Origin of the sequence: Phytobacter sp. SCO41 (assembly GCF_003073275.1) — a bacterium.
GTDB classification, from domain to species: Bacteria; Pseudomonadota; Gammaproteobacteria; order Enterobacterales; family Enterobacteriaceae; genus Phytobacter; species Phytobacter diazotrophicus.
This window is the reverse complement of the sequence record NZ_CP027225.1, coordinates 232,192-258,665: the sequence shown is the minus strand read 5'-3', so window position 1 is coordinate 258,665 and position 26,474 is coordinate 232,192. Positions and strand designations below refer to the sequence as shown.

Below are 26,474 nucleotides of genomic sequence, written 5' to 3'. Positions count from 1 at the left end.
AACTTTACCTTCATGACCCACGCAAAATGAAAAAGCACTTTGCGGAATCAGCAGAGAATACGTTCTGTGTCAAAAAAATAATGGAACGTCGTTTTAATATAGTTGACCACGAAACGCGCACAACGCACACTACCGTTAATTCATCTGATTCAGGTTCCGGACTATGTCAAAGAAAATTGCCGTCATCGGCGAATGCATGATTGAACTGTCACAAAAAGGCGCGGAAGTGAATCGCGGTTTCGGTGGCGACACACTCAATACGTCGGTTTACATCGCTCGTCAGGTAGACGCTGCGGCGTTATCCGTGCATTACGTTACTGCGCTGGGTACCGACAGTTTCAGCCAACAGATGCTGGAATCCTGGCAGGCAGAAAACGTCGATACCACCCTGACTCAGCGCATGGAAAATCGACTGCCCGGCCTGTATTACATCGAGACCGATGACACCGGCGAGCGCACCTTTTACTACTGGCGTAACGAAGCCGCGGCAAAATTCTGGCTGGAAAGCGAGCAGTCTGCCGCCATTTGTGAAGAGCTGGCGACCTTTGATTATTTGTATCTCAGCGGTATCAGCCTGGCGATTTTAAGCCCGGCAAGCCGTACTAAGCTGCTGTCACTGCTGCAGGAATGTCGCGCAAACGGCGGTCAGGTGATTTTCGATAACAACTACCGTCCGCGTTTGTGGGCCAGCAAAGAAGAGACCCGTCAGGTCTATCAGCAAATGCTCGCTTGTACTGACATCGCTTTCCTGACGCTCGATGACGAAGATCTGCTGTGGGGCGCACAGCCGGTGGAAGACGTTATCGCACGCACTCAGCAGGCGGGCGTAAAAGAGGTGGTGATTAAACGCGGTGCGGACTCCTGCCTGGTCGCAATCCAGGGAGAAGCCCTGAAAGAAGTGCCAGCGGTGAAATTGCCAAAAGAGAAAGTGGTGGATACTACCGCAGCGGGTGATTCATTCAGCGCCGGGTATCTGGCCGTGCGCCTGACCGGTGGCGATGCCGAAGCTGCTGCCAGACGCGGCCACTTAACGGCCAGCACGGTAATTCAATACCGTGGCGCGATCATTCCACGCGACGCCATGCCGAACTAAGGATTTTCCCTGCCTCCTGTCCGGGGCAGGTCTTTTTCCCCTCACCCTAACCCTCTCCCCAAAGAGGAGAGGGGACCGATCGTGCTCGCATTTTTGTGGGGATTCCTCAGCCTACAGGGAAAGGGGACTATTTCGTGCGGTCTGAACGTTTGGTAGCCCGGAGCAGGCGTTTATGCCGCATCCGGGAACACCCACAACGCTTACTGCTGCGGCGGAATATCCGACACATCCTGATGGGCATCATCCACGTTGGCTGGCGCGGCATTCTGCTCACCAGAAGACATCAACTCTTCCCAGCTCGCCTGCAGATCCTTCATGTTGTACTCCGGCTCGCCTTTCGGCTGCAGCAATACCAACGCCATATCCTGCGAAAGCTGCTGACGTAAATCCTGATTCAGCATTTCTTTCGTCAGGCTACTCAGGAAGTTCTGGCGCAATTTTTGGTACTGCTCGGGCGCGATATCCACCACCTGGTTTTGCAGCGAACGCATCCGCTGGCTAATCAGGATGTCGGTATCCGTGCGGGCATAAGTGGCAAACAGCTTCTGAAGCTCAAGATTTTTTTGCGCCACCAGCGCATCAAACTCTTCTTGCGGCAGGCCGCGATCGCGCACTTTCGCCAGCTCGCGGGCCACGATATCCAGATTGCTGTTGAGCCTATCGTTTGGCGAGTCAAGATTGATGGCACACTGCGCACGCTGGAACAACACCCGACAGTCGAAGCTCAGACCAATGTCTTTCACGTTGGTCTTCGCCAGATACTGCTGCACGTGCCAGAACAGCGCCTCGCGGGCTAAATCAGCACGCCAGTAGCGTTGCAAGGCCGCAGATTCACGAATCGGCTGCCAGGCGGTATCCCACATGATGGAAAGACGATCCTGACGCACAGAATCCGTCATGATACTGACTGGCTGACGCGGCAGTGGCGATAAGGTTGGCACCGGGGCCGGTGTTTCGCGCTTGCCTTTAAGATCGCCAAACGCTTTGTTAATCTGCTCGGCAACCGCGCGGCTATCAACGTTACCCACCACAATCAGCGTCATCGCGTCCGGGGTGTACCATTTCTGATGGAAGGCCTGAAGCTGTTTCGCATCCAGCGGTTGTTTGAGCGTTTCAGCCGGATCATGGCCGAGCAATGACGACCCTTTCAGGCGATAGCGCCACCAGTTGTCTTTGGTGTTACCCGGCCAGGTCGCCACCATATCTTCGCTCGCCAGCGCATGGTTAATCGTTTCTGGCGTAATGGTGAGGCGCCCGGTGCTGTCTGACAGCCAGACCAGCGCTTCTTTGAGCAAATCGTTGCGGTTATTCGGCAGGCTCAGATTGAACATCGTGTATTCATACGAGACCAGCGCGGGAGGTAACGGACGCTTCGGGTCGATACCCTGCTGCCACAGTGAACGTACCTGTGCAGGTTGCAGGCTACCGCTTTGGGTCAGCGCAATACGTGGAAGAAAATGGCTAAAGCCGCTCTGTTGCGTACTCTCGGTGAGCGAACCGGTATTAATAGACAGACGTACTTCGATGCGATCGCTGGGGCGTTGTGGTGTGGCCAGGACTTGCCATTGCAAACCATTTGCCAGTGTCCCCTGTTGCCAGGCCGGGTCGGGCTGGAGCGCATCTGCCTGCACATAACCGACGGCTGCCATCATGAGCAAACCGCCTGTTAACAATCGAATTTTTGTGCCCTGCATGAGAACCCCTGATCAACGTTCCTGGTTAAAAAGTCAGCCCCGACATGTCTGGAGGCTAAAGATACTTTAACACTTCGCTGTTAGACCTCACGAATCGCAAAATGTCACACAGCGAAGTGAAAAATCCCGGGCAATTCGTTTTGAATTGTGACGGGCCAGGGGGTAATTATGCGCAGGCACCCGTAGCCCGACAAGGACTACGGGGCTAAGTAGCGAAATTAAGAGGAAATTTCGCCGGTTTTGCTGCTTGATGCACGATTATTCAGCGTATCCGTTAGCTTTTTCTGATCGAGCTCTTTTACCCATTTCGCCACGACCACGGTCGCCACGCCATTACCGACCAGGTTAGTCAGCGCACGCGCTTCTGACATAAAGCGGTCGATACCCAGAATCAGCGCCAGCCCTGCTACCGGTAAATGGCCCACCGCGGAAATGGTTGCCGCCAGTACGATAAAACCGCTCCCGGTCACCCCCGCTGCGCCTTTTGACGAGAGCAACAGGACCACCAGCAAGGTTATCTGATGGAAAATATCCATATGGCTGTTCGTTGCCTGGGCGATAAAGACGGCCGCCATCGTCAGGTAAATAGAGGTTCCGTCGAGGTTAAACGAGTAGCCGGTAGGGATAACCAGCCCCACGACGGACTTGCGACAACCGAGGCGTTCCATCTTCTCAAGCATACGCGGCAGCGCAGACTCGGACGAAGAGGTCCCCAGCACGATCAGCAGTTCTTCGCGGATATAACGGATAAATTTGAAAATGTTAAAGCCCGTTGCGCGGGCAATCGAACCCAGCACCACCACCACGAACAGAATACAGGTGATATAGAAGCAGATAATGAGCTGCCCCAACTGGATCAGCGTGCCAACACCGTACTTACCGATGGTAAAGGCCATCGCGCCAAACGCACCAATCGGTGCAAGACGCATAATAAAGTTGATGATGCCGAAAATGACCTGCGAGAAACTTTCAATCACGTTGAAAATTAGCTGGCCCTTGTTGCCCAGACGGTGCAGCGCGAAACCAAACAGCACGGCAAACAGCAGCACCTGCAAAATGTTGCCGCTGGCAAACGCGCCAATCACACTGCCCGGGATAACGTCCATGAGGAAGGCGACGATACCCTGCTCTTTGGCCTGTTCTGCATACACCGCAACCGCTTTAGCATCCAGCGTGGAGGGGTCAACATTCATCCCCGCCCCGGGCTGCACAACGTTGACGATAATCAGGCCGATAATCAGTGCCAGCGTACTGACCACTTCAAAATAGAGCAACGCCACCGCACCTGTGCGGCCTACCGCCTTCATGCTTTCCATACCGGCGATACCTGTCACTACCGTACAGAAGATGACAGGGGCGATAATCATTTTAATCAGCTTAACGAAGGCATCACCAAGCGGTTTCATTTGCGCGCCCAGTTCCGGGTAGAAATGGCCGAGCAAAATACCGATAGCGATTGCCGTCAGTACCTGGAAATACAGACTTTTAAACAGAGAGGTTTTCATAGGGTGTCCTTGAGGTATAAACCACAGGCTTTTTGGGGATTTCTCGCGCCTGCGGGTTAAAAATAACACCCAGAAAACATGACAGAAATATACTCACATCAAATTTGAAACAATGATGTTAAAAAGTTAGAGCTGACTCGTACAAGCCAGCAACATTTCAACCATTTTCAGCATTGTCTGGCATCGAAAAATAACGCGCTTCAAATGCTTCCGGCGTCATGGCGCGATCAAACAAAAATCCCTGTACGATTTCCACACCCGCATTTTGCAGCCATTCGCGCTGCGCTTCGGTTTCGACCCCTTCGGCGATAATGTGTAAATCCAGGCTTCGCGCCATGTGGATAATCGACGCCACCATGCTGCTGTCGTCGGGCAAGCCTTCAACAAAAATTTTGTCGATTTTAAGTACATCTACCGGCAGTGACTTCATATGGTGTAATTGACGTAACCCGGCATAGCCCATGCCGAAATCGTCCAGCGCAATACGCACCCCCGCATTCCGCAGCGGGCGCAGAATGGTCACCGCCGCCTGTGGGTCATCAATGCGACGGCTCTCAGTCACTTCAAGAATCAAGGTGTTGGGTTTAATTCGATAGCGATTGAGCAGTTCCAGCATGTCCGGCACCATATCGTGGTGCATCAGTTGCAACGCCGAGAGATTCACCGACAGCGGCATCATCAGCCCGCGCTCTTGCCAGGCAGACAACAGACGGCACGACTCTTCCAGCACCCAATAACCCACGGTAACCATTAGCCCGCACGACTCGATACGTTCGATTAACCCTTCCGGCAGCTCCCAACTGCCATCCGGTTGCTCCATACGCAGCAATGTTTCGGCGCTCACCACCGCATTCGTGGCGAGGTCCACCTGCGGCTGAAGCCAGATGGCAAACTTGCGATTTTCAAGCGCGGTCAGGATATTGCTCTCTTCCGTCAGCCGTTTTTGCGCCTCTTCCATCTCTTTTGGATCGAAGAATTGAATCTGATTTTTCCCTTTGCGTCGCGATGTAAACGCCGCTGAAGCCGCACGTCGATAAAGCTGTTCTGCGGTCTGGTCGCCATGGAACATCGCCACACCGATGCTGGCACTCGGGCGCAACTGAATGCCGTGAATGGGCACGCGTTCATTAATAACAGTGAGTACTTGCTGACCTAATGTTATGGCGTGCCATGGCTCTTTCACCCCGTGGGCGATAATGGCGAAGTCATAGGCACTGACCTGGGCGAGCACCATCCGCGGTGAAATGACAGATTTCAGCTTCTCCACCAGCGTCAATAGCAGCATCTCGCGCTGTGACTCTTTCAGCACACCCGCCGTATCCTGCAACGTTTCACAGGCGATAAACATCAGCGCGGTAGTCTTCTGCCGTGCCACCACCTGATCCAGCAGCGCCATCAGGAAAGCTTTGTTTGGCAGTTCCGATACCGGGAAGAGGGTCGACTGGGTGTTCAGCTCATCATGCTGACGCAACAGGTTTTGCTGATTACGGTTATAGCTGCGAACCAGGCTGCCAATCTCATCATCCTGATGGTGACGCGGCAACGCCAGTTGGTGCCCGACCTGGTCCTGCTGCGGTACATCGCTCAGTTCGCGGGCGATTTTGCGCAGCGGATGGACGATCAATCGGTTAATACACCAGGTGATCGCCACCGTCATAATCAACGTCAAAAGTAAGTAAGCAGTTACCAACGTCGAAAGGGTGCTCATCACGAATTTATAGACGCGATAAGAGTCCGCTTCGAGCACCAGATAGGCAATCGGCTGTGGATTGGCGGGGCGCTGCAGGGAGTAAATGGGCAATGAAATCTGGATAGGCAGTTCAAACACCCGCGCGATCATCATAGGCACCGGGCGCTCGGGAATAAATCGCAGGCGCAACGCCTGAAACTGATTGGGCAGCACCACATCCGCGCGGATAACCACCCCGGCAGGCTTAATTTGCTTAAGCACCGATTCCGCTTCCGGGAAATCGGCCTTTAATATGGCTTCGGACAGCGGTTCACGTACCGAACGGGCAATACTTTCCAGTTGCGTAGCCGTGTTGTAGCGATTCTGCTGCACAAAATGAAACAGCAAAATGACGCAAAAAATGAAAATAAACACCATCGCCACGGAAAAAACCGCAGTCATCTGTTTAATCGTTAAAGAACGGCTGACACGCAAAATCACTCTCCAGAGATACACAAGCGCAGGGCAATAAAATACAACTCCGCCGCCAGAGTATACCCTATCGTGACAGTTTGAGATAAAGAGGCGTCAAGATTGCCTCAGCGCCAACGCTATGAGGAAAAAGCGTCAGCAATACACGGAATAATAAGCACAAATTTCATGTGGCGGGCCATATTGCCCGCCACGCTTCCCCCAGGAATTATCCTCATTATTACCAGTCAGCGTATGGCGTCAGCGTCTGCGGCGGCATGTCCATATCGCCCTGCCATCCTGCGGCGGAATAACGGATAAAGAGCATTCCCTGGCTTGGCGTGTAATCTTTCGCCTGCTGAATATTCACGCCAAGGCCAACGGACCAGTTCGCGTTAATACGCCGTTCAACCAACGCCTGGGCGGTATAACCCACGCCGCTCGATGAACTCCCTTCCTCCAGCGCGGTTCTGGCGTCGGTACGATAATCCGCCGGGATCAAATTCAGTAACGGATAGCTTCGTTCCGTTTTCTTACGCGAATGTGACCAGGAGGCAGACCCACCCAACTCCCAGGACCAGTTCTCCGTACGTTGACGCCAGGTCACGGGCACCGAAAATGACAAATATTCTTGCGGGCTATAATAGCCCCCTTGCCCCAGGGTGTAGTGGCTCAGATCTTTGTCGTAGTGCCAAATCATATTATTAAGGCCAATGGTCAGACGGCGGTTATTCTCATTGATAAGCTTGTAGTAATACCCCGCCATCCAGCGCACTCGCCAGTTGTCAGCCACATTTTTCCCGGTCAACTGATCGGCGCCTAAAGAGGCCCAGACGCCGTGCGCCTCGCCACGGTCATAGCTCATGCTGGCGGTGGCGCCGTTCGCCCGCACGCCGCCCCATGTGGTACCGGGATGATCGCCATTGCCGTTATCTTTCTGCCCGCCAAACGCCAGTAAGGAGCTGGAGATCGGACGACGATGCACATTCAGCGTGTAGCCAATCGCCCCGATATCATTGCTGTAGCTCAGGCCGCCGACGATATCCACCACGTTAAAACCAATCGGCGTGGTGCCAATATCCATATCCCAGGTCTTATTGCGCCAGCCTACCGCAACGCTCACGCCGTTAGCCGTCTGGGTGCGGTCACCGCCCTCACAGGCCACTTCATTACAGGTTCCCCAGTGCGGCGAATATGTCCCGTCATCTTTAAGCGAGAACTTTCCGGCATCCATATTCACCATATCGGTACGAAAGAACATCCTGCCGTCAGCCAGCGGCGCATCGGCCTGCAGCATAGTGGTGTGGGCTTTTAAATCAGAGTAGCCGCCCGTACCGCTCGACCCCCAGTAGTTATGCTCCAGCGTGACATTCACATCCTGCTGACGATAAAGTTCTGCGGCATCGCCGCGCACGCCGCGTTTCAGCCAGTCATCTTTCTCATTGTTACGGGTTTTATAGGTGAATTCGTCATTAGTGGCGGGACGGGTTGCCGCCACGCCCGATGCAACCATCGCGTCTTTATAGGTTTCCAGCGCCGCCTGCGGTTGCCCCTCCTGCACCTGGAAACGCGCCGCATCACGCAGCACCAGCGCGCTTTCCATCGAAGGCGGTAGCCCCTTCGCCTGCGGCACAATCTCGCTGAAAGTCTGACGGGCGGCGTCATTATCGCCCACCGCCGCCTGCACCATTGCTACCCGGCGTTGGGTATTGATCGTCCGTGGCGCAGTCGGGGTAGCGGCCGGTAATTTCGCCAGCAGTCCACGCGAAGCCATGCGGTTGCCGTCGGCGGCATAAATTTCTGCCAGCCCCAGTACCGCATCTTCATTGGTCGGCTCGCGATTCAACACGCGCTGATAGGTCGATATCGCCGTGGGATTATCGCCCCGCTGTTGCGCCCAGTCGGCGAGCGTCAAATCAATACGCGTCGACGCAGGCTGCTGTTGAAGAAAAGCGATTGCCTCCGCCTCATGGCCCGTATCGCGCAACTGATTAGCCCGCTCCAGGCGTTGATTAGCTTCCAGCCTGTCGGAGAGTTCCTGAATATTGCTGTTCCACTTGTCGCGCGACAGCGTGTTGAGGTGCGCCAGCGCCGCGCTCTCCTGGTTATTGCCGGAAAGATAGAGGCCGTAAGCGTAAACCTGCTCAGGGTCTGTGGGCTTATTGCGCGCCAGCGCGCGCATCTGCGCGTCGGCTTCAATCTGTTGACCGGCGGAGCGCAAATCACTGGCCAGACGGTAGGTCACCCACACACTATCCGGGTCCAGCGCCAGACGACGTTTTTGCAATACGGCAGCCTGCGCCCAGTTGCCCTGATTTTCCAGCCGCTCCGCCTCTTGCGCGAGTCGGTCGTTGGTCAGGCTGCGTTCAATATCGTTAATGCTGCGCCGCTGGCTGGCGCTCAGTGACTGAATAAAGGCATCGGCTTTTTCCGGCGACTGCGCGCGGTAAATATTCGCCAGACCGCGTACCGCGTTGCTGTTGCCGCTATCCATACGCAGTGCCTGGTAATAGAAACGCTCGGCGGCGGCGGTATCCTTGCGGGCCATTGCCGCATCGCCCAGCCCCAGCACCGCGTAGCTGTCGGTATTATCAATCGCACGCGCCTGCTGGTAGAGGCGTTCCGCCTGGGCAGGATTTTTCGCCGCCAGTTGCGCATCGCCTTGTTGGATCAGCAACCAGTAACGGTTCACCTTGAGCAGGCTGTCCCATTTGCCGCGATTATCGCTATTGGGATCGAGGGCGATGGCCCGCTCAAACTGCGCCACCGCCCGGGCACGATCGCCCTTCTGGGAATAGGCCTGCCCCAGCGCCCCGACGGCTTCGCTGTCCTGATGATTTTTGCTTACGGCATCCTGCAATGCGCCAATCGCCGTGCCGCCCTTGCCCGCTTCCACGGCCGCCAGCCCGCTGGCACGCTCCCGAAATGCCGGGTCAGCCAACTGTTTCTGTTGTGCATCAAGCTGCTGGCGCGCCGTCACAACCGTATCCCCTTCACTGAACACGCTCAGGAAACGCTTGAGAGCCGCCACGCTTTTTTCGCTGACGGCCATGCCCTGAATCTGCTGATACCAGAGATTGGCTGCGGCATCGCGCCCGGTGTTGTTTTTCGCCATTTGCTCAAGAACGGCATAGCCTTCTTCGTTGCGCCCGTCGGCGATTAACAGCCGTGCCAGCGTACTTTGCAAATCGGCATTTCCCGGATTGCTGGCATTAAGGGCTTTCAACTGAGTAATGGCTTCGTTGTGTCGCGCCGGAACTTTCGCCACCTGAATCCAGTATTCCGCCGCCAGATCGCCTGCTGGCGCACTGCCGTTAAACATCTTCTCGTAAGCGGCAACGGCCTCCTGCGGATGCCCCGTGGCAGCCTGTAAACGCGCTTCCTGCAAGGCCTGTCGCCCTTCGGGTGTCGACAGCGCCATCGTGATACGCGACGCTTTGGTCGCGCTGGCGTTTGGTGCGAGAGCGTTCAGCCGCGCCATCTGCTTTTGCGCTCCGGCATTATCACCCTGACGCAGCAGATAGCGCAGACGCGCGGCAATCACATCCGGGTCGTCGGGGGCCATTAATTCAAGGCGATATAACGACTGGCGTACTAAATCTTCACGTTTGGTGGTTTCGCCCAGGCGTACCTGTTCAAGCAGTTGTTGTTGCGCGCCCGGTGCCGCCTGCGCGAAAGTCATCACTGAGATGCCGAGCGTGAAAGACAATAAACTTAATGTGAGCTTGCGCATTGCTGGCCCCAGTCAGGTTGTAACTCACCGCGAGGGGTGAAGCGGAAACGATGCTCGTCCCAACCTTGTCCGAAAAGGGTCAGAACATAACTGTAATACGCGTCTTCGCCGGGGAAGCGATCCGCCACCCGCTGACGCTGCGCCGCCTGAGCATCACGATCCTGTAAAAACGGCAGGAGTGCCGCCGAGAAACCCACAGGGCCATTACCCTGTACCTTGCCGGTCGCCACGTTGACTCTTTCTGGCGGCACACCCTGTTTCGCCGTCATGGTTTCCATGGGTTTGAGGCGCGCCAGCATACGCGCCTTTTGCGGGTCGCTGTCATGCATCATGCCTACCCATGCATACACGCGAATCGCATCGTAACCCCCGATAACCGGCTTATCGGCGGTAAGCTGCCAGCCCTTATTTTTCTGATAACTCACCCAGTCAGGCGAGAACCCTTTCGGCGCGCTTTCCATAATTAACCGCAGGTTGGTCTCCCGTAGCGTCGTCCAGGGCGCGCCATAACGGGTAAAGTACTGGGCCAGTTGGGGCGGCAGATAGCCGGGGTTGAAGCGCCAGGTATCGTTATCAGCAAACCCGATCTTGCCGGGAAGCAGCATGGAGCCAAGGCCGGGCACCGTGGTCACCTCTTCTTTGGCAATGCGCGAGAGCAGCGCTTTTCCGATCCCGGTATAGTCCGGCATGTTCCACAGCCGTCCGGCTTCCAGCAGAGACCAGGCAATCCAGATATCCGCATCCGACGCGGAGTTGGTATCCAGTACCGTCCATTCGGTTTCATTTTTCCGCCCCCACAGCCATGCAGGAAGCCGCGCGCTTAAATCCCCTTCCGCCAGGTTATTTTGCGTCCAGCTCAGCACCGTTTTAAAGGCATCGCGATCGTTCGCCGCAAGGGCAAAGAACAGGGCATAGCTTTGCCCTTCGGAGGTGGTTATCTGGCGGGCATCACTTGGGTCGATGACGCGTCCGCCATCGCTAATATAGTCCTGTTTAAAGCGCTCCCATGCGGGCCAGTTACAGGCGGCGCTTACCTGCGCCGCCGCCAGCATAAGCGCCGCCATGACCATCCAGCGTAGCGCTTTCATCACCGCTTACTCGTGATCCGGGTCGAGACGACGACGGCTAATAATACGCAGCAGACGCCACAGCACCCATGCCAGCAATACCACGCTCACCGCGGCCAGAATCGCCAGCAGTACCGGATGGTTCGCCAGCGCATACCAGATACGTTCGAACCACGGCAGGTGGCCCACGTAGTAGATGTCACCCACACGCAGACCGTTCACCCCCGATTCGCGAATCACCGACACGGAGCCGAAAATCGAGGCACGTTTACCGCTGTCATTCATCGCGTCGTTTAACAACTCGTAGCCGCGCGGGCTATCCGCCAGCAGTGCAACCACGCTGCGCTGATCGTTATAAGGCGACTGGAAGCCGATAATGGCCGCCATCGGGCCGCTGGACGACACCGAGGTCTGCGCATCCGCCTGACGATCAACATCATCAGGCGTCACACCAGGGAACGGCGTCTGGCGCAGCGGCGTTTTCACCCAGCTTTGCGCCGCGTGAACCAGCAGGTCGATACGCTTGTCGTCTTTCAGTTTTTCCGGGAGCGCGCCGATGATCATGATGTCGGCGTCTTTCCCCTGAATCTGCGTACCGTCATTGGTCAATGTCACGTTAATTGCCGGGAAGCCCGTTTGCGCACCGACGGTAGCCAGCGAGTCCAGCAGCGTGGTCAGTTGCCCCTCCGTCGGAGTTGGCGGCACCACAACAATGGTTTCAGACAGGTCAGCCATTCGGGTGAACGGGAAGCCTGCATTGGCAAACGCGCGCAGATCCGGCATCGCCAGGAAATGGTAGTACTTCGAGAAGTCGATGGTGGAATCGTCGCCAATCACCACACGGTTTTGCACCGGCTGGAAGGTGACGCAGTTGTCGATAGTGCCCCCCGGCATGGGATTCATATACTGGAAGTCAAAGCGCAGTTGGTTCACCGCCCCCAGTTTCAGCGCCGGAATAGAAACATCGGTTTTACCATCCAGCAGCCCCTGTAACACCGGCAGGCGCAGCAGTAGTCGGTTGGTATCCTGATTACTGACCAGACTGAAATATTGCAGGAACTGGTTGTTCAGGCTGATATCCATGCGCGAATTGTCTTTGGTCGGCGGCGCGGTATAACGATAGTTCAGGTGCATATCGATACCGTTACTGCGCAAGAGATAGAGATCCGGCGGCAGGTTCAACGCGACATTGATCGACGCCGGTTGCAGGCCCGTGGACTGCAACTGCTCTTCATAGGTTTTCAGTTCACCAAAGGTGACCGCACGGTCAGTGCGTATCCAGTTCGGCGCATCATAGGGTTTGCGCGCCAGCAGTGGTTTCACTTCATCAACGGTGACACTGCTGCCACGGAACAACACGTTCCCCTGAGCGATACCTTTTGCCGCCTGTAACAGGTCTTTGTCATCGCGCCCAAATACCACCAGTAATTTCACATAAGGATTGTTCGGGTGGCTCATCATGGTGATGGTTGGGGCGTTCACCGCCGGTGCGTCACGCAGGAAATCCGGACGCTTGTCGTTGGTGGCGAAAATAATCGCATTACGATCCGGCAGACCGTTGTACATGACCGGGAAATTCTGCCCCCGCCAGCCGGTACGCGAACCAAACCAGGAGGCAATGACCGCCGCCGCCTGCTGCTCAGCCAGATCCGGCGCACCGGCGAAGACCATCGGCAGCGTTAACGGACGGGTGTCACGCGGGTCGAAGAACGGGATCGGGAAGTGCGACAGGTCGTTTTGCACGGCCAGCGTCTGGTAAGAAAGTTCCAGCGAGCTACTGCGGCCAATATCCATCCACAGCGTCGTGCTGGCCGGGTTTTCACAGACATCGCGATAGTGACCGACAAACTCCAGCCGCACGCGGTTGAAGTCGGTAATGTAAAGCGGGTCGATGGGCACCTGCGCAAAGGTCTTTTTACCCAGTTGTTCTTTGGTGACCGGCAGCACGCCCATCAGTTCGTCATTCAGGTAGACCTTTAGCTGCGACTGGACCGGCAGCAGTGACGGTGATGGGGTATATTCGAGATTGAGCAGCGCTTTCGACACCACTTCATCGCTGCGCGTGCCGAACTCAATGCCATTGTTCGGGTTGACACCGCGCAGCACCATACTGCCTGGCGGCGGCGCAATCTCAGCAAACGTCAGCTTGACCTCGCGCGATGGCGCATTTGAAAGCGTCACGGCCGGCGTCACCTGCCCTGTGGCATGGCTTCCGGTCGGGGGTGCCGGTTGCGTTTGTCCCTCTGTCGGGGTGGTAGGGACCAGCGTTTCCGATTGTGTTGGCGCAGGCGTCGCGACCGGCTGGGTCGCAGGCGCGACGGCAGGCACGGTGGGGGCCGCTTGCGCCGCCGGGTTACCGGGTGCCGCATACGTCATCAGGGAGGGTATAGCGCTCATCCCCACAGCCACTGCACAAATCCAGGAAAGTTTTCTTTTCATCGCGTTTTCATCATTGTTGAGCCAATCACGTCACGGGGTGCTGTATTACCGCTTCACGTTCCGGGCGACGCGGTATAAACGACACAATCCAGGCAACCAGTATGGTTAGCGACCGGAAAATCATTTTCACAGACGGTGGAGCAAATTCCGCGAGATGGCGATAACCACGGAAGCCCAGTTTTAAAATATCCATTAAGCTTTCCAGTGGCTTATCTTCCGGGAAGCTGTCCTGCCACAACGCCCATGTATCCGCACGGGCAAATGTACACTGCACAAAATCGATATGCTGTTTCGTGGTCAGCGGCATTAATTGCAGCCCCACCTCATTGCCGGAAACGCGCACGACCATTGTCGGGAAGACATACTCTTGTTGGCCGCGTTTTAACAGCAGGCTGACTTTCTGCCCTTCCAGTACCTGGGCCTGGCCGTTGATTTTGATCCCCAGGCCGCCGTCGGAGAAATCATGCACGGTACAGGAGAACAGATGACCGTCTTCGCGGGCGATAGCCGCAGGCATGGCTATCTCCACGCGGTGCGCGCGACGAACCTGCTTGCTTTCCACCGATACCGCCACCGCGCCACCGAGGATAATCAGGTTGTAGAACACCCATGCGATACTGACGAAGACCGTTAAAATCTCGTTTTGCGGGCCGTAGAAATAACGCCAGATGCCCACCAGCACGCCGACGATGTTCAGCAAAACAAGGAAGATATAGGGCCGGGAGATAACCCAGTCGACATACTCTTCTTCGACCAGTCCCCCTTTTGCGGTGACGTTGAATTTGCCCTTGTGCGGGTTAAAGAGCGCCACCAGAGTCGGCGGTGCGATATACCAGGCCAGTACGGTTTCGTAGATTTCACTCCAGAACGAATGGCGATATTTACCCTGAATTTTGGAGTTGGTCAGGCTGGCGTGGATCATGTGCGGCAAAACAAACAGCGCAATCATGATGGCTGGCGCATAGATGATGTAGGCATGCAGCAGCAGGAACGCCAGCGGCGCGGTGAGAAACACCAGGCGCGGGATCCCGGAGAGGAAGTGCAGCATGGCGTTGACGTAACACAGACGCTGCGCCAGTTTCAGCCCTTTGCCGAGCAGGGGATTATCGAGACGGAAAATCTGAATCATCCCGCGCGCCCAGCGGATACGCTGGCCGATGTGCGCCGACAGACTCTCCGTTGCCAGACCGGCGGCCTGAGGAATACGCATATAGGCAGAAGTATGTCCTCTGCGATGCAGGCGCAGCGAGGTATGGGCATCTTCGGTGACCGTTTCCACCGCGATACCGCCAATCTCATCCAGCGGACCACGACGAATGACCGCACACGAGCCGCAGAAGAAGGTGGCATCCCACATATCGTTGCCGTCCTGAACCAGCCCGTAGAACAGAGTTCCTTCGTTTGGCGTTTTACGGAAACGGCCAAGGTTGCGCTCGAACGGGTCCGGCGAGAAAAAGTGGTGCGGCGTCTGCATCATCGCCAGATCTTTTTCTTTGATAAACCAGCCCATGGTCATTTGCAGGAAAGAGCGCGTCGGCACGTGGTCGCAGTCAAAAATCGAAACGAAATCGCCTTTGGCATATTTCAGCGCGTTATTGATGTTCCCGGCTTTCGCGTGCTCATGGGTGGTACGGGCGATGTATTCCACGCCCACGGTCTGGGCAAACTGACGAAACTCTTCCCGACCGCCGTCATCAAGGATCCAGATTTTGAGTTTATCTTTCGGCCAGTCGATACCCATCGCCGCATAAATGGTGTTTTTCACCACATTTAAATCTTCGTTATAGGTGGGCACAAAAATATCGACCGACGGCCAGAGAGCCATATCTTTTGGCAGCGGCACCGGCTGACGATTAAGCGGCCAGGCCACCTGGAAATAGCCGAGAATGAGCACAATCCACGCATAGGTTTCAGCGAACAGCAACACGATACCGCACACCAGGCTGACCGGGTCATCCCAGTTCAGGGTCGAGGTATAGCGCCACCAGATGTAGCGGCAGGAGACCGTTAGCGACAGGACGATCAGCATCAGCGCGGAGAAACGCCCCGGAATACGACGAACCAACAGGGCCACGCCCCATAACAGCAGCAGGAAAATGAGCTGCGACAGTGGGTTAAACGGCTGGGTAATGCAGACGATCGCCAGAATCAGCGAGAAGGTGATGATGATCCCCAGAATGAAACGTCGCGTTCTCCGGCTGAGATGCCCCAGTTCTTTTTGGTTATCCAGGTGGCGGGTCTGGTCAGAAACGCGGGTGGGCAGAGAATCCAGCCAGCGATGGTAACGTTCGCGCAGCTTATGGACGCGTTCAGGTTTCTGCGCCTGCGCTGCCACATGCTGTGGCAAAGTTGCCAGCAGCCAGAGGACCTGCAACAGATAACGTGCCGGGTCAAGCGGACGCGGTTTGTCCGGATTAATGTGTGGAAACAGCGCCTGATGCTGCTCACGCACCCGCTGCCAGCGATCATTTTCCAGCGGCAGAAACAGCCATGCCAGTGCTACCCAGAAACAGCCGCATGCCGCACTGAACCCCGACGCCTTATTCCGGCGATAAAAGCGGTAACGCTCGCTTAAGCGGGTATATACCGGGGGGGTCAGAAACAAGGCGGCCAGACGACTCATTCAGGCACCCTCGCGTGTTGTTCCCCTGGCGTGGCTGCGGGCGAACAGTGCAGCAAACACCAGTTTGCCAGCGTCAGGATCTCTTCTGCCGCCAGTGAATCACTCCGGTATTCTCCCAACGGCTGTTTGGCTGCCAGACATTCCACCATCGCTTCATCACGGTGGATGAGAACAGGCATCAGGTTGCGCTGGCTTTGAAGCCACACCTGATACAGGTCATCCTGCAATTGGCTGCCAATACGTAAATCATTAATCAGGATGTGCGCGCCTGTCGGCAGCCGCTGTTGGTGCAGGCGCACGTGGCAGTTGGTATCCGGTTTCACCACCGCCAGCGTGTGGTCGCAATATTCAAGAAACTGGCGCGCCAGCGGCGAGCAGCCGTGCGGTAAGTCAACCAGCACCCATTGGTAGCGCTGCTGTGCTTTCAGCGCCTGTAATAGCGTCGTTAGCTGGCCCGGGGGCTGATATAAGAGGTGCTGGTTTTCCCATTCGGCATCCGTCAGGCGGCCAAAGGGCAGGATGTCGATGCTGGAGGTATAACGCAGGCCCGCGTCGCGCCAGTCTTTGCCGTCCAGAAGCGCGCGCGCCCAACCGTCGGCGTGGTCGAAATCAACATTAAATGAGAGGCGCAGGAGGTTATCGGGGCAGGCGTCAATAACAAGTACCGATTCCCCTAAAAGTTGTAATGCCCAGCCAAGCGCCGCGGTAATTGATGTGGTGCCCACACCGCCGCGTACCCCTTGTAACCCCAATACAGCCATCCACGGCTTCCTTATTGTTGACGAGCAAATTCTGCCAGCAGGGGCCAACGTTTAATAGCCGCCGCCAACTGTTCTCGTTGGGAAATATCGGCATAATCTATTTCGGGCAGAGAAAACACCTTACTGAGCGCCAAAAAATCATTTTGAAACGTATAACCCAGCGTCGAATCCATCTGAGTTTTAGGTTCATCGTTATGCATTCAGACACGACCCTTATAATCAGGAAAAGATTGCGTACATTCTTAGTAAGGTATTTGCGACGAAATTCGTTTACATGCTAAATCTGATGTTCTTTAATTTCAATGTTAGGTTTATTTCTCTGCTTTCGCTAGTAAACTGAGATACAGATAAATTACGCGTAGAGGGACACCGTGGACCCCATATTTTCTATTGGCATCCAGTCGCTATGGGACGAATTACGTCACATGCCTGCCGGCGGCGTCTGGTGGATTAACGCCGATCGTGAAGAAGACGCAATTAGCCTTGTTAATCAAACAATTGCATCGCAATCTGAAAACGCGAAAGTCGCGGTTGCGGGTATGGGTTATGATTTGCAGAACATCCTCAGATTAGAATCCGATCGCGGCCCCAAAAAAATACAACTTTTTTCCATGCCAAGTCACGAAAAAGGTCTATACTTTTTCTCCCGCGATTTACTTTGTTCTATTGAACCTGAGAATTATTTACTCATTTTGCTGTGTGCAAATAACGCCTGGCAGAATATTTCGGCAGAGAAATTACACCACTGGCTAATACGAATTCATGAGTGGACGAAATATCATAACTGCGCATTGCTGGTAATAAACCCTGCAAACAATAGCGACAGGCAATCATCAGTATTGATAGGTAAATACCGTTCATTGTTCGGTTTGGCTAGTTTGCGTTATACAAGCGGAACGCATCTTTATGATGTGGCCTGGTGGTGTAACGACAGAGGCGTGAGTGCCCAGCAACAACTTATTCTTGAACATCACGATGGTCACTGGCAATTAGCGAACCAGGAAGAGGCCTCCGTCCAGCCGCGCAGTGATGAAAAACGGGTGCTCAGTAATGTCGATGTGCTGGAAGGGGCGCCCGCGCTTTCTGAACACTGGACGCTATTTAAAACCAACGAAGGAATGTTTGACGAGGCGCGAACCAGCCAGGCCGCGACCCTTATTTTCGCCCTGAGTCAGAATAACCAAATCGAAACCATTGCCCGCCAGATTCATACTCTGCGCCGCCAGCGCGGTAGCGCACTGAAGATTATCGTTCGTGAAACCAGGGCCAGCCTGCGCGCCACCGATGAACGTTTGCTGTTGCGGTGTGGCGCAAACATGGTCATCCCCTGGAACGCCCCACTCTCCCGCTGCCTGACGCTTATCGAAAGCGTACAGGGGCAACAATTTAAACGCATTGTGCCGGAAGATATCTCTACGCTGCTCTCAATGACACTGCCGCTCAAGCTGCGCGGCTTCCAGCCGTGGACCACGTTCTGTGAAGCGGTAGCCAATATGGTGAATAACACGCTGTTACCGCCAGACGGCAAGGGGGTGCTGGTGGCGCTGCGCCCGGTGCCCGGTATTCGCGTAGAACAAGCGCTAACGCTCTGCCGCCCGAACCGTGCCGGGGATATTGTCACCATCGGCGATAATCGCCTGTTGATGTTTTTGTCGTTCTGTCGTGTGAACGATCTCGACACCGCCCTTAACCACATTTTCCCGTTACCTACAGCCGACATCTTCTCTAACCGCATGGTGTGGTTCGAAGACAACCAGATTGCGGCCGAGCTGGTGCTATTGCGGGAAGTCGGGCCGGAAAAATGGGGCAGTCCGCTGGCGGGTACAAGCGATGAGCCGAAAATCATGAATGCCGAGCATGACGGGCAAGTCTGGCGACGTATCCCCCAACCCCTGCGACTGTTAAGTGAAGAGACGGGGAGCGCATCATGATGTCCATCGCCGATATTATTGAACTCGTTATCCTTTGCGCGCTGATTTTCTTCCCGCTGGGCTATCTGGCACGCCACTGGCTGTACCGCATTCGTCTTATTGCAAGAATAATGTTTATTAAACCTCGCTACGTTAAACCGGCCGGCATATTGCGTCGGGAATCGTTCGTCAAGGCAGACCGAAAACATGACTAATCAAACGCTGACGCCTTCCAGGCCCTCGACGCTGTGGCAACACTGGCGCGGTTTATCCGGCTGGAATTTCTATTTTTTGGTGAAATTTGGTTTGCTGTGGGCGGGCTACCTTAATTTTCATCCATTGCTGAACCTGGTGTTTATGGCCTTTTTGTTGATGCCATTGCCAGGTCCGGGCCTGCACCGCCTGCGCCACTGGATTGCCCTCCCGATTGGTTTCGGCCTGTTCTGGCATGATACCTGGCTACCGGGTATCGATAGCATTATGAGCCAGGGCTCCCAGGTGGCAGGCTTTAGCGCCGATTACCTGCTCGATCTGGTAACGCGTTTTATTAACTGGCAGATGATTGGCGCGCTGTTCGTGTTGCTGATCGCCTGGCTGTTCCTGGCGCAGTGGATACGCGTCACGGTATTTGTTGTCGCTATTATGATCTGGCTGAATGTGCTGACGATTGTCGGCCCGGCCTTCACCCTGTGGCCGCAAAGCACCCAACAAAACACCCTTGCCACAACGGGCGGTACGGTGGCGCCGACCGTCGCGAATACCGCGGCAACACCCGTGGTGGGCGATATTCCGGCACAAACCGCGCCGCCAACCTCTGAGAACCTGAATGCCTGGCTCGCCAGTTTCTATGCCTCCGAAGAGAAACGCCAGACGCCGTTCCCGACCCAGTTGCCGACAGATGCACAGCCTTTTGATCTGCTGGTTATCAACATCTGTTCGCTCTCCTGGTCAGATATTGAAGCCGCAGGTTTGTCATCGCACCCACTGTGGTCACATTTCGATATCGTCTTTAAGCAGTTTAATTCGGCCACTGCCTATAGCGGCCCGGCGGCCATTCGTCTGCTACGCGCGAGCTGCGGTCAGACATCGCATAAAAATCTCTACCAGACAGCCGGCGCCCAGTGCTACCTGTTTGATAACCTGGCCAAACTGGGCTTCACCCAACAGTTGATGATGGATCACAACGGCGTGTTTGGTGATTTCCTCAAAGAGATCCGCGACAACGGCGGCGTGCAGGTGCCGTTGATGAATCAGGCAGGCTTGCCGCCGGTTCTGTTGTCGTTTGATGGCTCCCCGGTCTATGACGATACCGCCGTGTTGAACCGCTGGATGGAGAACGAGGCGAACAATAATGGTCAGCGTACCGCGACCTTCTATAACCTGCTGCCACTGCACGACGGTAACCATTTCCCCGGCGTGCGCCAGACGGCGGATTATAAAATTCGCGCCCAGAAATTGTTTGATGAGCTGGATGCCTTCTTCACGCAACTGGAGAAATCCGGGCGTAAGGTGATGGTGGTGATGGTGCCGGAACATGGCGCGGCGCTGCAGGGCGACAAGATGCAGGTTTCCGGCCTGCGTGATATTCCAAGCCCATCAATTACCCACGTCCCAACGGCAATCAAGTTCTTTGGTATGAAGGCGCCGCATGAAGGGCCTGCAATTGAGATCAATCAACCGAGCAGCTTCCTGGCGATATCAGAACTGGTAACGCGCGTGCTGGATGGCAAGATATTCACCGAAGATCGTGTGAACTGGGATCAGTTGACCAGCGGCCTGCCGCAGACAGCGCCGGTTTCAGAAAATGCTAACGCCGTGGTGATTCAGTACCAGAATAAGCCGTATGTTCGGCTGAACGGCGGCGACTGGGTGCCCTATCCGCAGTAGGTTATTTCCCCTCGCCCTGGCCCTCTCCCCAAAGAGGAGAGGGGACCGTTCGTGCTCGCATTTTTGTGGGGACTCCTCACCCCTCAAGGGAGAGGGTGAGGAGACATCACCAGGAAAAGCGGAAAATTACTGTTGCTGCTGTGCCAGCCAGACCAACATTTTCAGACTGGCAGAATAATAATCATCCTGTGCGTTGATTTGCGGCTCGCCAGACGTTTGACCCATCGTCAAATCACGTACCGCCAGCAAACCGCCATTCATATTGTACGGGGCGGTATCGTTGGTTGTAACGTTCACCCAGGCCGGGGTGCGGCTACGATCATAACCCTGCCACCAGTTGCGCCACGGCGTCAGCAGCGAACTTTGCGGGTTCCACCATGAGATATACAACGGAATACGAATGGCGTCGAAACTCATGCGCGGCGGCCACTCTTTAGCAGGGCTCAGTTTGCCATCCGCCGACAGTGATACCCAGTCGGTAGGCAAATGCGATTGACCCCAGCCCATTTTGCCAAGCAGCGTAGTGCTATCACGGATCAGATCATTCCAGACCACCAGATGACTACGGTTGGCGAACGCTTTCCATGCCGGGAAGATAAAATAGGACGGGTTCAGGTTCACATAACTGTTGAGATTGAACCCCTTCGCCCCCGGCAGCATCACCCGATAACCCGCATAATTGATCACCGTATGTTTAATCATCGCCTGGGTAATGGCATCCGATGCGGTGGCATAGCTGTTATCATTCCAGCGCTGACTGGCTTTTAACAATGCCCATGCAATTAACGCATCGCCATCCGTTGCGTCATTCTTATCGGCAATCGGATCCGGCTCGACGGGATTAAAACGCCAGTAGAACAGACCATTGTCCTTGTTCCTGAGCGTCTTATCTGTCCATCCCCAGATGCGGTCAAACGCCGCTTTATCATTGCTGGCCACCGCCATCAGCATGGCGAAACCCTGGCCTTCCGTGTGAGAGACGTTTTTATTGCCGGTATCAACAATACGGCCATCCGTCATCAGAAAGCGCGCTTTGTACGCTTCCCAGGCCTGTCCCGCCTGTGAAAACGAGGAAAAAAGCACACTCACCATCATCACCATCATGGCGAAAACGCGTTTAAACATACTCAGACTCATTGTGGGTTAGCGTAGCGGAACACAACGTCCGATACGGAGTAAAGCCGTTCGCGGCTAAAAGCGAGATGCGATTGCCCGCCCTGTCCCTGCAGCCAACGGGAATAAAGCCCTTCCAGTATGGCGCAAAATGCGTAACACCAACGCGTCTGGCTGTTCTCATCCCGGGAAACCGGTAACCCCTGATGGCGGAACGATAATCCCTCTTCGCTGGCATCAATATCAATATAGCCCCAATTAAACTCCGCAAGCAGCGCGTTGATGTTGGTTTCGAGTTCGCCGATGGTTTGTGAGGCAGGCAGAGGAAAACGTTCCGCCAGCGATGCCCCCATCTGGCGCAAGAAGGGTTGGCTTTCCGCTTCCCCCACGTTTCTCACCATGCCATCAACCATTACCGACAGCAGGTCAAACCAACCGGCCGGCGTTTGCTGCCGTTGAAAATAAGACAGCAGTAAAGGATTAGCCGTACTCGACGTCATTATTTATCTCCCAACATATAGCGGAACCAGATCCCGGCAGTACTTTCGTTATAGTCGCCAAAGGTGTCGTAACCGACCCTACCGCCGACGGTCATGTTCTTGTTCAGGTTGTAATCAATCCCTGCCCGGAAGGTATAGCCAATCCCGTTTTGCGATTTGCTGCCATACTGCGCTTCTTTGGTAAAGCCCATATCAGCCAGTTGCTGCAACATTCTCTGTGCTTCGGGATCGTTCGGGAAATAATCGCTCTTATCTTGGGTGTAGGACTGGTATCCCACCGATCCGCCCAGGCTCAGCTTCCAGTTATCGATTTTTTGTGAGAAATCGACAGGTAACGACACGCTGACATAGTTCTGTGGGCTAAAGTAGCCCCCCTGCCCATAGGTGAAGTAGCTGAGGTTTTTCGAGAAATTCATCCAACTGACGCTTAAGCCCGTCTGCAACTGACGGAAATCATCATGCCACGGACGCAGGTACACGCCGGCGTTGGCGTTGGCGCTGGTGTTGCTCGCCACGTTGTTGCCAATGTAGCTGTAACCACCGCCCCCCACGAAGAAGCCCGCATCACCGTCGTCGTAGCTCAGTTGTACGCTACCGCCGTTTTTCGTCACCTGGCCCCAACTGTCTCCTGAATATTTATCTTTCAGGCCAACATAGGAGAGCAGGCTATCGGTCACCGCGCGGCGTTCGCCGGTCAGAATTAACGTCAGGTAATTGGAAAGCTTCGGCGACCATTTCACTCCGCCCACCAGCGTACTCATGTCCTGACCGAGCGGCGTACTGCCAATATCCACACGGTAGCTATCGCCACTGAGCGCCATATTCAGCTCAACGCCGTTGCCGTTTTGCGAATCCGTTGATGAGTTAATCGGATCGCTGGAACTCGCTTTATAGCTGGAAGTACTGAGCGCTTTAAGACGGCCTAAATCGGTACCTAACAATCTGTCCAGACGTTCCAGGCCAGTATCAGTAAACGGCGACAATTTGTTCGCATCCGCATACCCGGACAGGTCGGTAAACTTGTCCGTCGCATTGGTATCGGTCGTGGTATTGGCATTGGTGACAGACTGACTGATATTGGTCACCGCATTCGCCAGTGGGTTCGAGCCATAACGGCGCCAGGCATCGCCCGAAGCGGTTCCTGAACTCAAACTGATTGGCGTGGCGGTAAACTCGAAGCGCGACTCACCAAACGGCGAACTTGACCAGGTCAGCGGCGTTTTGGCTTCGGTCAGTTTACTGGTGCCCGACTCACCGTCACGGCCACGGATATCGACCTCGCCCTGCAACCACATCCCTTTCTTCTCATCAAGCTCCTGCATCATGTTATCAACCTGACGCAGCGTGCGGCTTTGCGCGGTCTCGACCGGCAAATCGGTACGGGTTGTGCCCGGTAAACTGCTCCCCGGTTCACGGGCCACTTGCGCGACCTGCCACGGCAGAATAGTGCCGTACAACGCCAGTGGAGAACTCGACTGCGGCGGCGTTTTACTGGTAGTGGTAAACGGATTATCTGCCAACAGTATGCCGCCAATCGTCGGCGTAGCCGCGCTGTTAGACGACTCCAGCCCCACCAGTTTGCCGCGTGCGCTACGTAAGTAGGTCATCGCCTGCTGGTGGTTGCCTTTTGCCTCTTCCAGACGCGCCAGCAACAGCATACGTTCTGGTGAGCTGTCTCTACGCAGACCGCTGGCAAGGGTGGTGGCCTTTTGCACGTTATTCTCAGACAACGCAACGTCGATAGCCCCCACACGCGCCGCCTGATCCTCGGTATCACGGGTCATCAGATAGTCGTAGAGTACGCCCGCTTCTTTGTTCATTTTGCCTGTCTGGTACAGACGGCCCATGGCGAACATCAAATCGGTGTTTTGCGGGTCGCTTTGCAGCGCACGGATCAGCTTGTCATACGCCGCGGCGTAGTTGCCCTCTTCACGCAGTTTGTCGGCTTCATTAATCACGTAGCCATTGCGGATCCCCGCAAGCTGAGCAGGCGTACTGCGCGCCTGTAGCTCCGGGTTCGACATCAGGGTTTGCGCTTCCTGAGTAAGCCCCGCCTGGTTCAGTACCGCTATCTGATCGGCATAATCCCCGGCGTTGCCTTCTACGCCATCTTTAATACTATTGCGCACCAGCGATACGGCGGTGGTGATGTCACCCGAACGGGCAAGCATCCGCGCCAGTTTCCCTGCATCGACCGGGCTTTTCGGCGGCTGACTGGCCAGCGCTTTCAGCGTATTGGACGCCGCGGTCATGTTCCCTTGTGAAAGGTAACGTTCTGCCGTCGCCATTTGCAGGTTGTAATTCACACTTTCCGACAGATCGCGCATCTGGCTATTACGGCTGGACGGCGGAATACGCGCCAGCAGAGAGTTGGCCTGCTGCCAGGCCCCGCTTTCGCTGGCATAGAGCGCAGCGGCGTACAGTGAATTGCTGTTAGCACCATCGCGACCCGCCGGGATCATCACCGTGGCCGCTTCACCTTCCTGCCCGGATTTTTGCAGCAGGCGGGCAAGGTCAAGACGCAACCACGGATCATCCGGCACGCGGGCAACGCCCTGGCGCAGTACCGAAATCGCCTGGTCAGTATTACCGGCCTGGACCAGTTGCTGTGCCTGACGGCGAATCGGATCGCCAGGCGCCCCCGCGACCACACGCGGCTGCAGTTTTTCCTGCAGGCTGGCGGGTAAAGTGCGCAGCATCGCCTGCGCTTCTTCCGTTTTATTCTGGTCGCGCAGGACGTAATAGAGGTTTTCCCGTGCCGGGGCGTTCTGCGGCTGCTCGTTGAGAAGTCCCCGCAGGGTCTGTTCGGCCTGCGAAAAGTCTTTGTTCTGCCGCAGTACAGAAGCACGGAACAGTTTTCCTGCCGTGCCACGCTCCCCGCTCTCTTGTGCCAGCGGGGCCGAAAGCGCCAGCGCCTGGCTAATATTGCCCTCTTTCAATGCCTGCTGCGCCTGGGCGAGCTGGCCGTAAAACGCCGCATCTGCGGCCTGATTTTTACGCTCATCAGAAGCATCCCCGCCCTGACTGGCTGCCCGATTCAGGTACTGTGCCGCCGCTTTGTAATCACCGCTACGCTGGGCGATGTAGCCCATCCCGGCAAGGGCGTCAGCATCGTTAGGGTTGGTTTGCAGCACCTGCTCAAATTTGTTTTTTGCCGCACTGTTATCACCGCTGTTCAGTGCGGTATAGCCCGCGCCTTTCGCCGCGCCGCCGACATTTTTACGGTAATAGTTCTGGACATCAGTATCCTGAGGATGCCGCTGTAGCCAGGTGTCGTAGAAGCGCTCATCGCCTGCCTGCGGCCCCAGCCATAACAGCGCCTGACGCAACCCGTCATCGGCCTCTTTACTGCCGCTGGCCATCGGTTCGAGCAACAAAATGCCGTCGCGGCGTGTCTCTTCACGCCAGGTCAGGATTTTGCCGAGTGCAATGCGCGCCGAGGTATCCTGCGGGTTATGCATCACGAAATTTTTCAGTTGCGACACGGCCTGCGGATAAAGGGTTTTATCTCCCGCCATCGTCTGGTAGTACTCAGGGGCGAGGCTGGGTGGCGGCGTATCGCCGTTAAACATGCTGCGCCAGGTCGCCAGCGCCGCCGGTACGTTACCGCTGCGCGCCTGCTGGCGGGCAAGGCTCAATTGCCCCTGCGGAACCTGCGTCAGTTGTTTGGCATTATCCAGCGCCTGCAACCCCGGATCGTCAGGAGAAACCTGCGCCAGCCGCGTACGCCACTGGGACGAGACTTGCAGATCGCCATTTTGCTGCGCCCATAACGCCATCAGGTACATCGCCTGGGTGTTATTGGCATCCACCATCAATACTTTACGCAGCGACTCCATCGCCAGGTCATCGTGGGATTTCTCATGCCAGTAATTCGCCTGGTCAAATAAGGCTTTGAGCGCGGCATCATTCGCGGCGGCATGAGCCAGCCCTGGTATACCGAAAGTGAGCGCGCTGGACAGGCACAGCGTCGTCAAACGGCGGGCGGTTTTTATCATCATTCTTGTCA

General features: G+C 55.6%; 16 protein-coding genes. 4 read left to right on the top strand and 12 right to left on the bottom strand.

Going from position 1 to position 26,474, the window contains the following annotated elements; genetic code table 11:
• Positions 1-163 precede the first annotated feature (163 nt).
• Positions 164-1,093, top strand: a complete 930-nt coding sequence (locus tag C5523_RS01185) for a sugar kinase (protein WP_039080225.1) — start codon at positions 164-166, stop codon at positions 1,091-1,093.
• Between the two features lie 200 nt (positions 1,094-1,293).
• Here the strand turns inward: C5523_RS01185 and C5523_RS01180 are convergent, their stop codons facing one another.
• From C5523_RS01180 to bcsR, 9 genes are all read right to left on the bottom strand, one after another.
• Positions 1,294-2,787: a pitrilysin family protein gene (locus tag C5523_RS01180; protein WP_039080224.1), complete on the bottom strand. Its 1,494-nt coding sequence runs from the start codon at positions 2,785-2,787 to the stop codon at positions 1,294-1,296.
• 218 nt (positions 2,788-3,005) lie between these two features.
• A complete protein-coding gene (locus tag C5523_RS01175; RefSeq protein WP_039080223.1) occupies positions 3,006-4,292 on the bottom strand; it encodes a dicarboxylate/amino acid:cation symporter in 1,287 nt (428 codons plus the stop codon).
• Between the two features lie 157 nt (positions 4,293-4,449).
• Complete coding sequence (gene hmsP / locus C5523_RS01165) at positions 4,450-6,456, bottom strand: biofilm formation regulator HmsP (protein WP_039080222.1); 2,007 nt, start codon at positions 6,454-6,456, stop codon at positions 4,450-4,452.
• Positions 6,457-6,673: 217 nt separating this feature from the next.
• Positions 6,674-10,165, bottom strand: coding sequence for a cellulose synthase complex outer membrane protein BcsC (bcsC, locus tag C5523_RS01160; protein WP_108700480.1), 3,492 nt, complete (start codon positions 10,163-10,165; stop codon positions 6,674-6,676).
• The gene (gene bcsZ, locus C5523_RS01155) at positions 10,147-11,253 is read right to left on the bottom strand and encodes a cellulose synthase complex periplasmic endoglucanase BcsZ (protein WP_108700479.1); all 1,107 of its coding nucleotides are present in this window, start codon (positions 11,251-11,253) and stop codon (positions 10,147-10,149) included. Before bcsZ ends, bcsC begins: the two co-directional genes overlap by 19 nt.
• Positions 11,254-11,259: 6 nt before the next feature.
• Positions 11,260-13,671 carry a cellulose biosynthesis cyclic di-GMP-binding regulatory protein BcsB gene (bcsB, locus tag C5523_RS01150; protein WP_052249308.1) on the bottom strand — a complete coding sequence of 804 codons (2,412 nt, stop codon included), beginning with the start codon at positions 13,669-13,671 and terminating at the stop codon, positions 11,260-11,262.
• A gap of 25 nt (positions 13,672-13,696) precedes the next feature.
• The gene (gene bcsA, locus C5523_RS01145; protein ID WP_108700478.1) at positions 13,697-16,294 is read right to left on the bottom strand and encodes a UDP-forming cellulose synthase catalytic subunit; all 2,598 of its coding nucleotides are present in this window, start codon (positions 16,292-16,294) and stop codon (positions 13,697-13,699) included.
• Positions 16,291-17,055 (bottom strand): cellulose biosynthesis protein BcsQ, encoded by a 765-nt coding sequence (bcsQ, locus tag C5523_RS01140; protein ID WP_079496939.1) that lies wholly within the window; start codon positions 17,053-17,055, stop codon positions 16,291-16,293. The genes bcsA and bcsQ overlap by 4 nt, the downstream gene beginning before the upstream one ends.
• 11 nt (positions 17,056-17,066) lie before the next feature.
• Positions 17,067-17,255, bottom strand: coding sequence for a cellulose biosynthesis protein BcsR (bcsR, locus tag C5523_RS01135; RefSeq protein ID WP_039080217.1), 189 nt, complete (start codon positions 17,253-17,255; stop codon positions 17,067-17,069).
• A 171-nt stretch (positions 17,256-17,426) separates the two neighbouring features.
• On the opposite strand from bcsR, the gene bcsE reads away from it, so the two are divergent.
• The 3 genes from bcsE to bcsG are packed head-to-tail and all read left to right on the top strand — an operon-like array spanning position 17,427 to position 20,852.
• Positions 17,427-18,986, top strand: a complete 1,560-nt coding sequence (gene bcsE, locus C5523_RS01130) for a cellulose biosynthesis c-di-GMP-binding protein BcsE (RefSeq protein WP_079496938.1) — start codon at positions 17,427-17,429, stop codon at positions 18,984-18,986.
• A complete protein-coding gene (bcsF, locus tag C5523_RS01125; protein ID WP_039080215.1) occupies positions 18,983-19,180 on the top strand; it encodes a cellulose biosynthesis protein BcsF in 198 nt (65 codons plus the stop codon). Before bcsE ends, bcsF begins: the two co-directional genes overlap by 4 nt.
• Positions 19,173-20,852: a cellulose biosynthesis protein BcsG gene (gene bcsG, locus C5523_RS01120; protein ID WP_108700477.1), complete on the top strand. Its 1,680-nt coding sequence runs from the start codon at positions 19,173-19,175 to the stop codon at positions 20,850-20,852. The genes bcsF and bcsG overlap by 8 nt, the downstream gene beginning before the upstream one ends.
• Positions 20,853-20,978: 126 nt before the next feature.
• Here bcsG and C5523_RS01115 read toward each other — a convergent pair whose 3' ends face one another.
• Genes C5523_RS01115 through C5523_RS01105 form a run of 3 tightly spaced genes read right to left on the bottom strand, consistent with a single transcriptional unit; the run spans position 20,979 to position 26,466 of the window.
• Positions 20,979-21,977: a glycosyl hydrolase family 8 gene (locus C5523_RS01115; protein ID WP_039080213.1), complete on the bottom strand. Its 999-nt coding sequence runs from the start codon at positions 21,975-21,977 to the stop codon at positions 20,979-20,981.
• Between the two features lie 8 nt (positions 21,978-21,985).
• Positions 21,986-22,465 carry a cellulose biosynthesis protein BcsD gene (bcsD, locus tag C5523_RS01110; protein WP_025760132.1) on the bottom strand — a complete coding sequence of 160 codons (480 nt, stop codon included), beginning with the start codon at positions 22,463-22,465 and terminating at the stop codon, positions 21,986-21,988.
• Positions 22,465-26,466: a cellulose biosynthesis protein BcsC gene (locus tag C5523_RS01105; RefSeq protein ID WP_108700476.1), complete on the bottom strand. Its 4,002-nt coding sequence runs from the start codon at positions 26,464-26,466 to the stop codon at positions 22,465-22,467. The genes bcsD and C5523_RS01105 overlap by 1 nt, the downstream gene beginning before the upstream one ends.
• Positions 26,467-26,474: the final 8 nt, after the last annotated feature.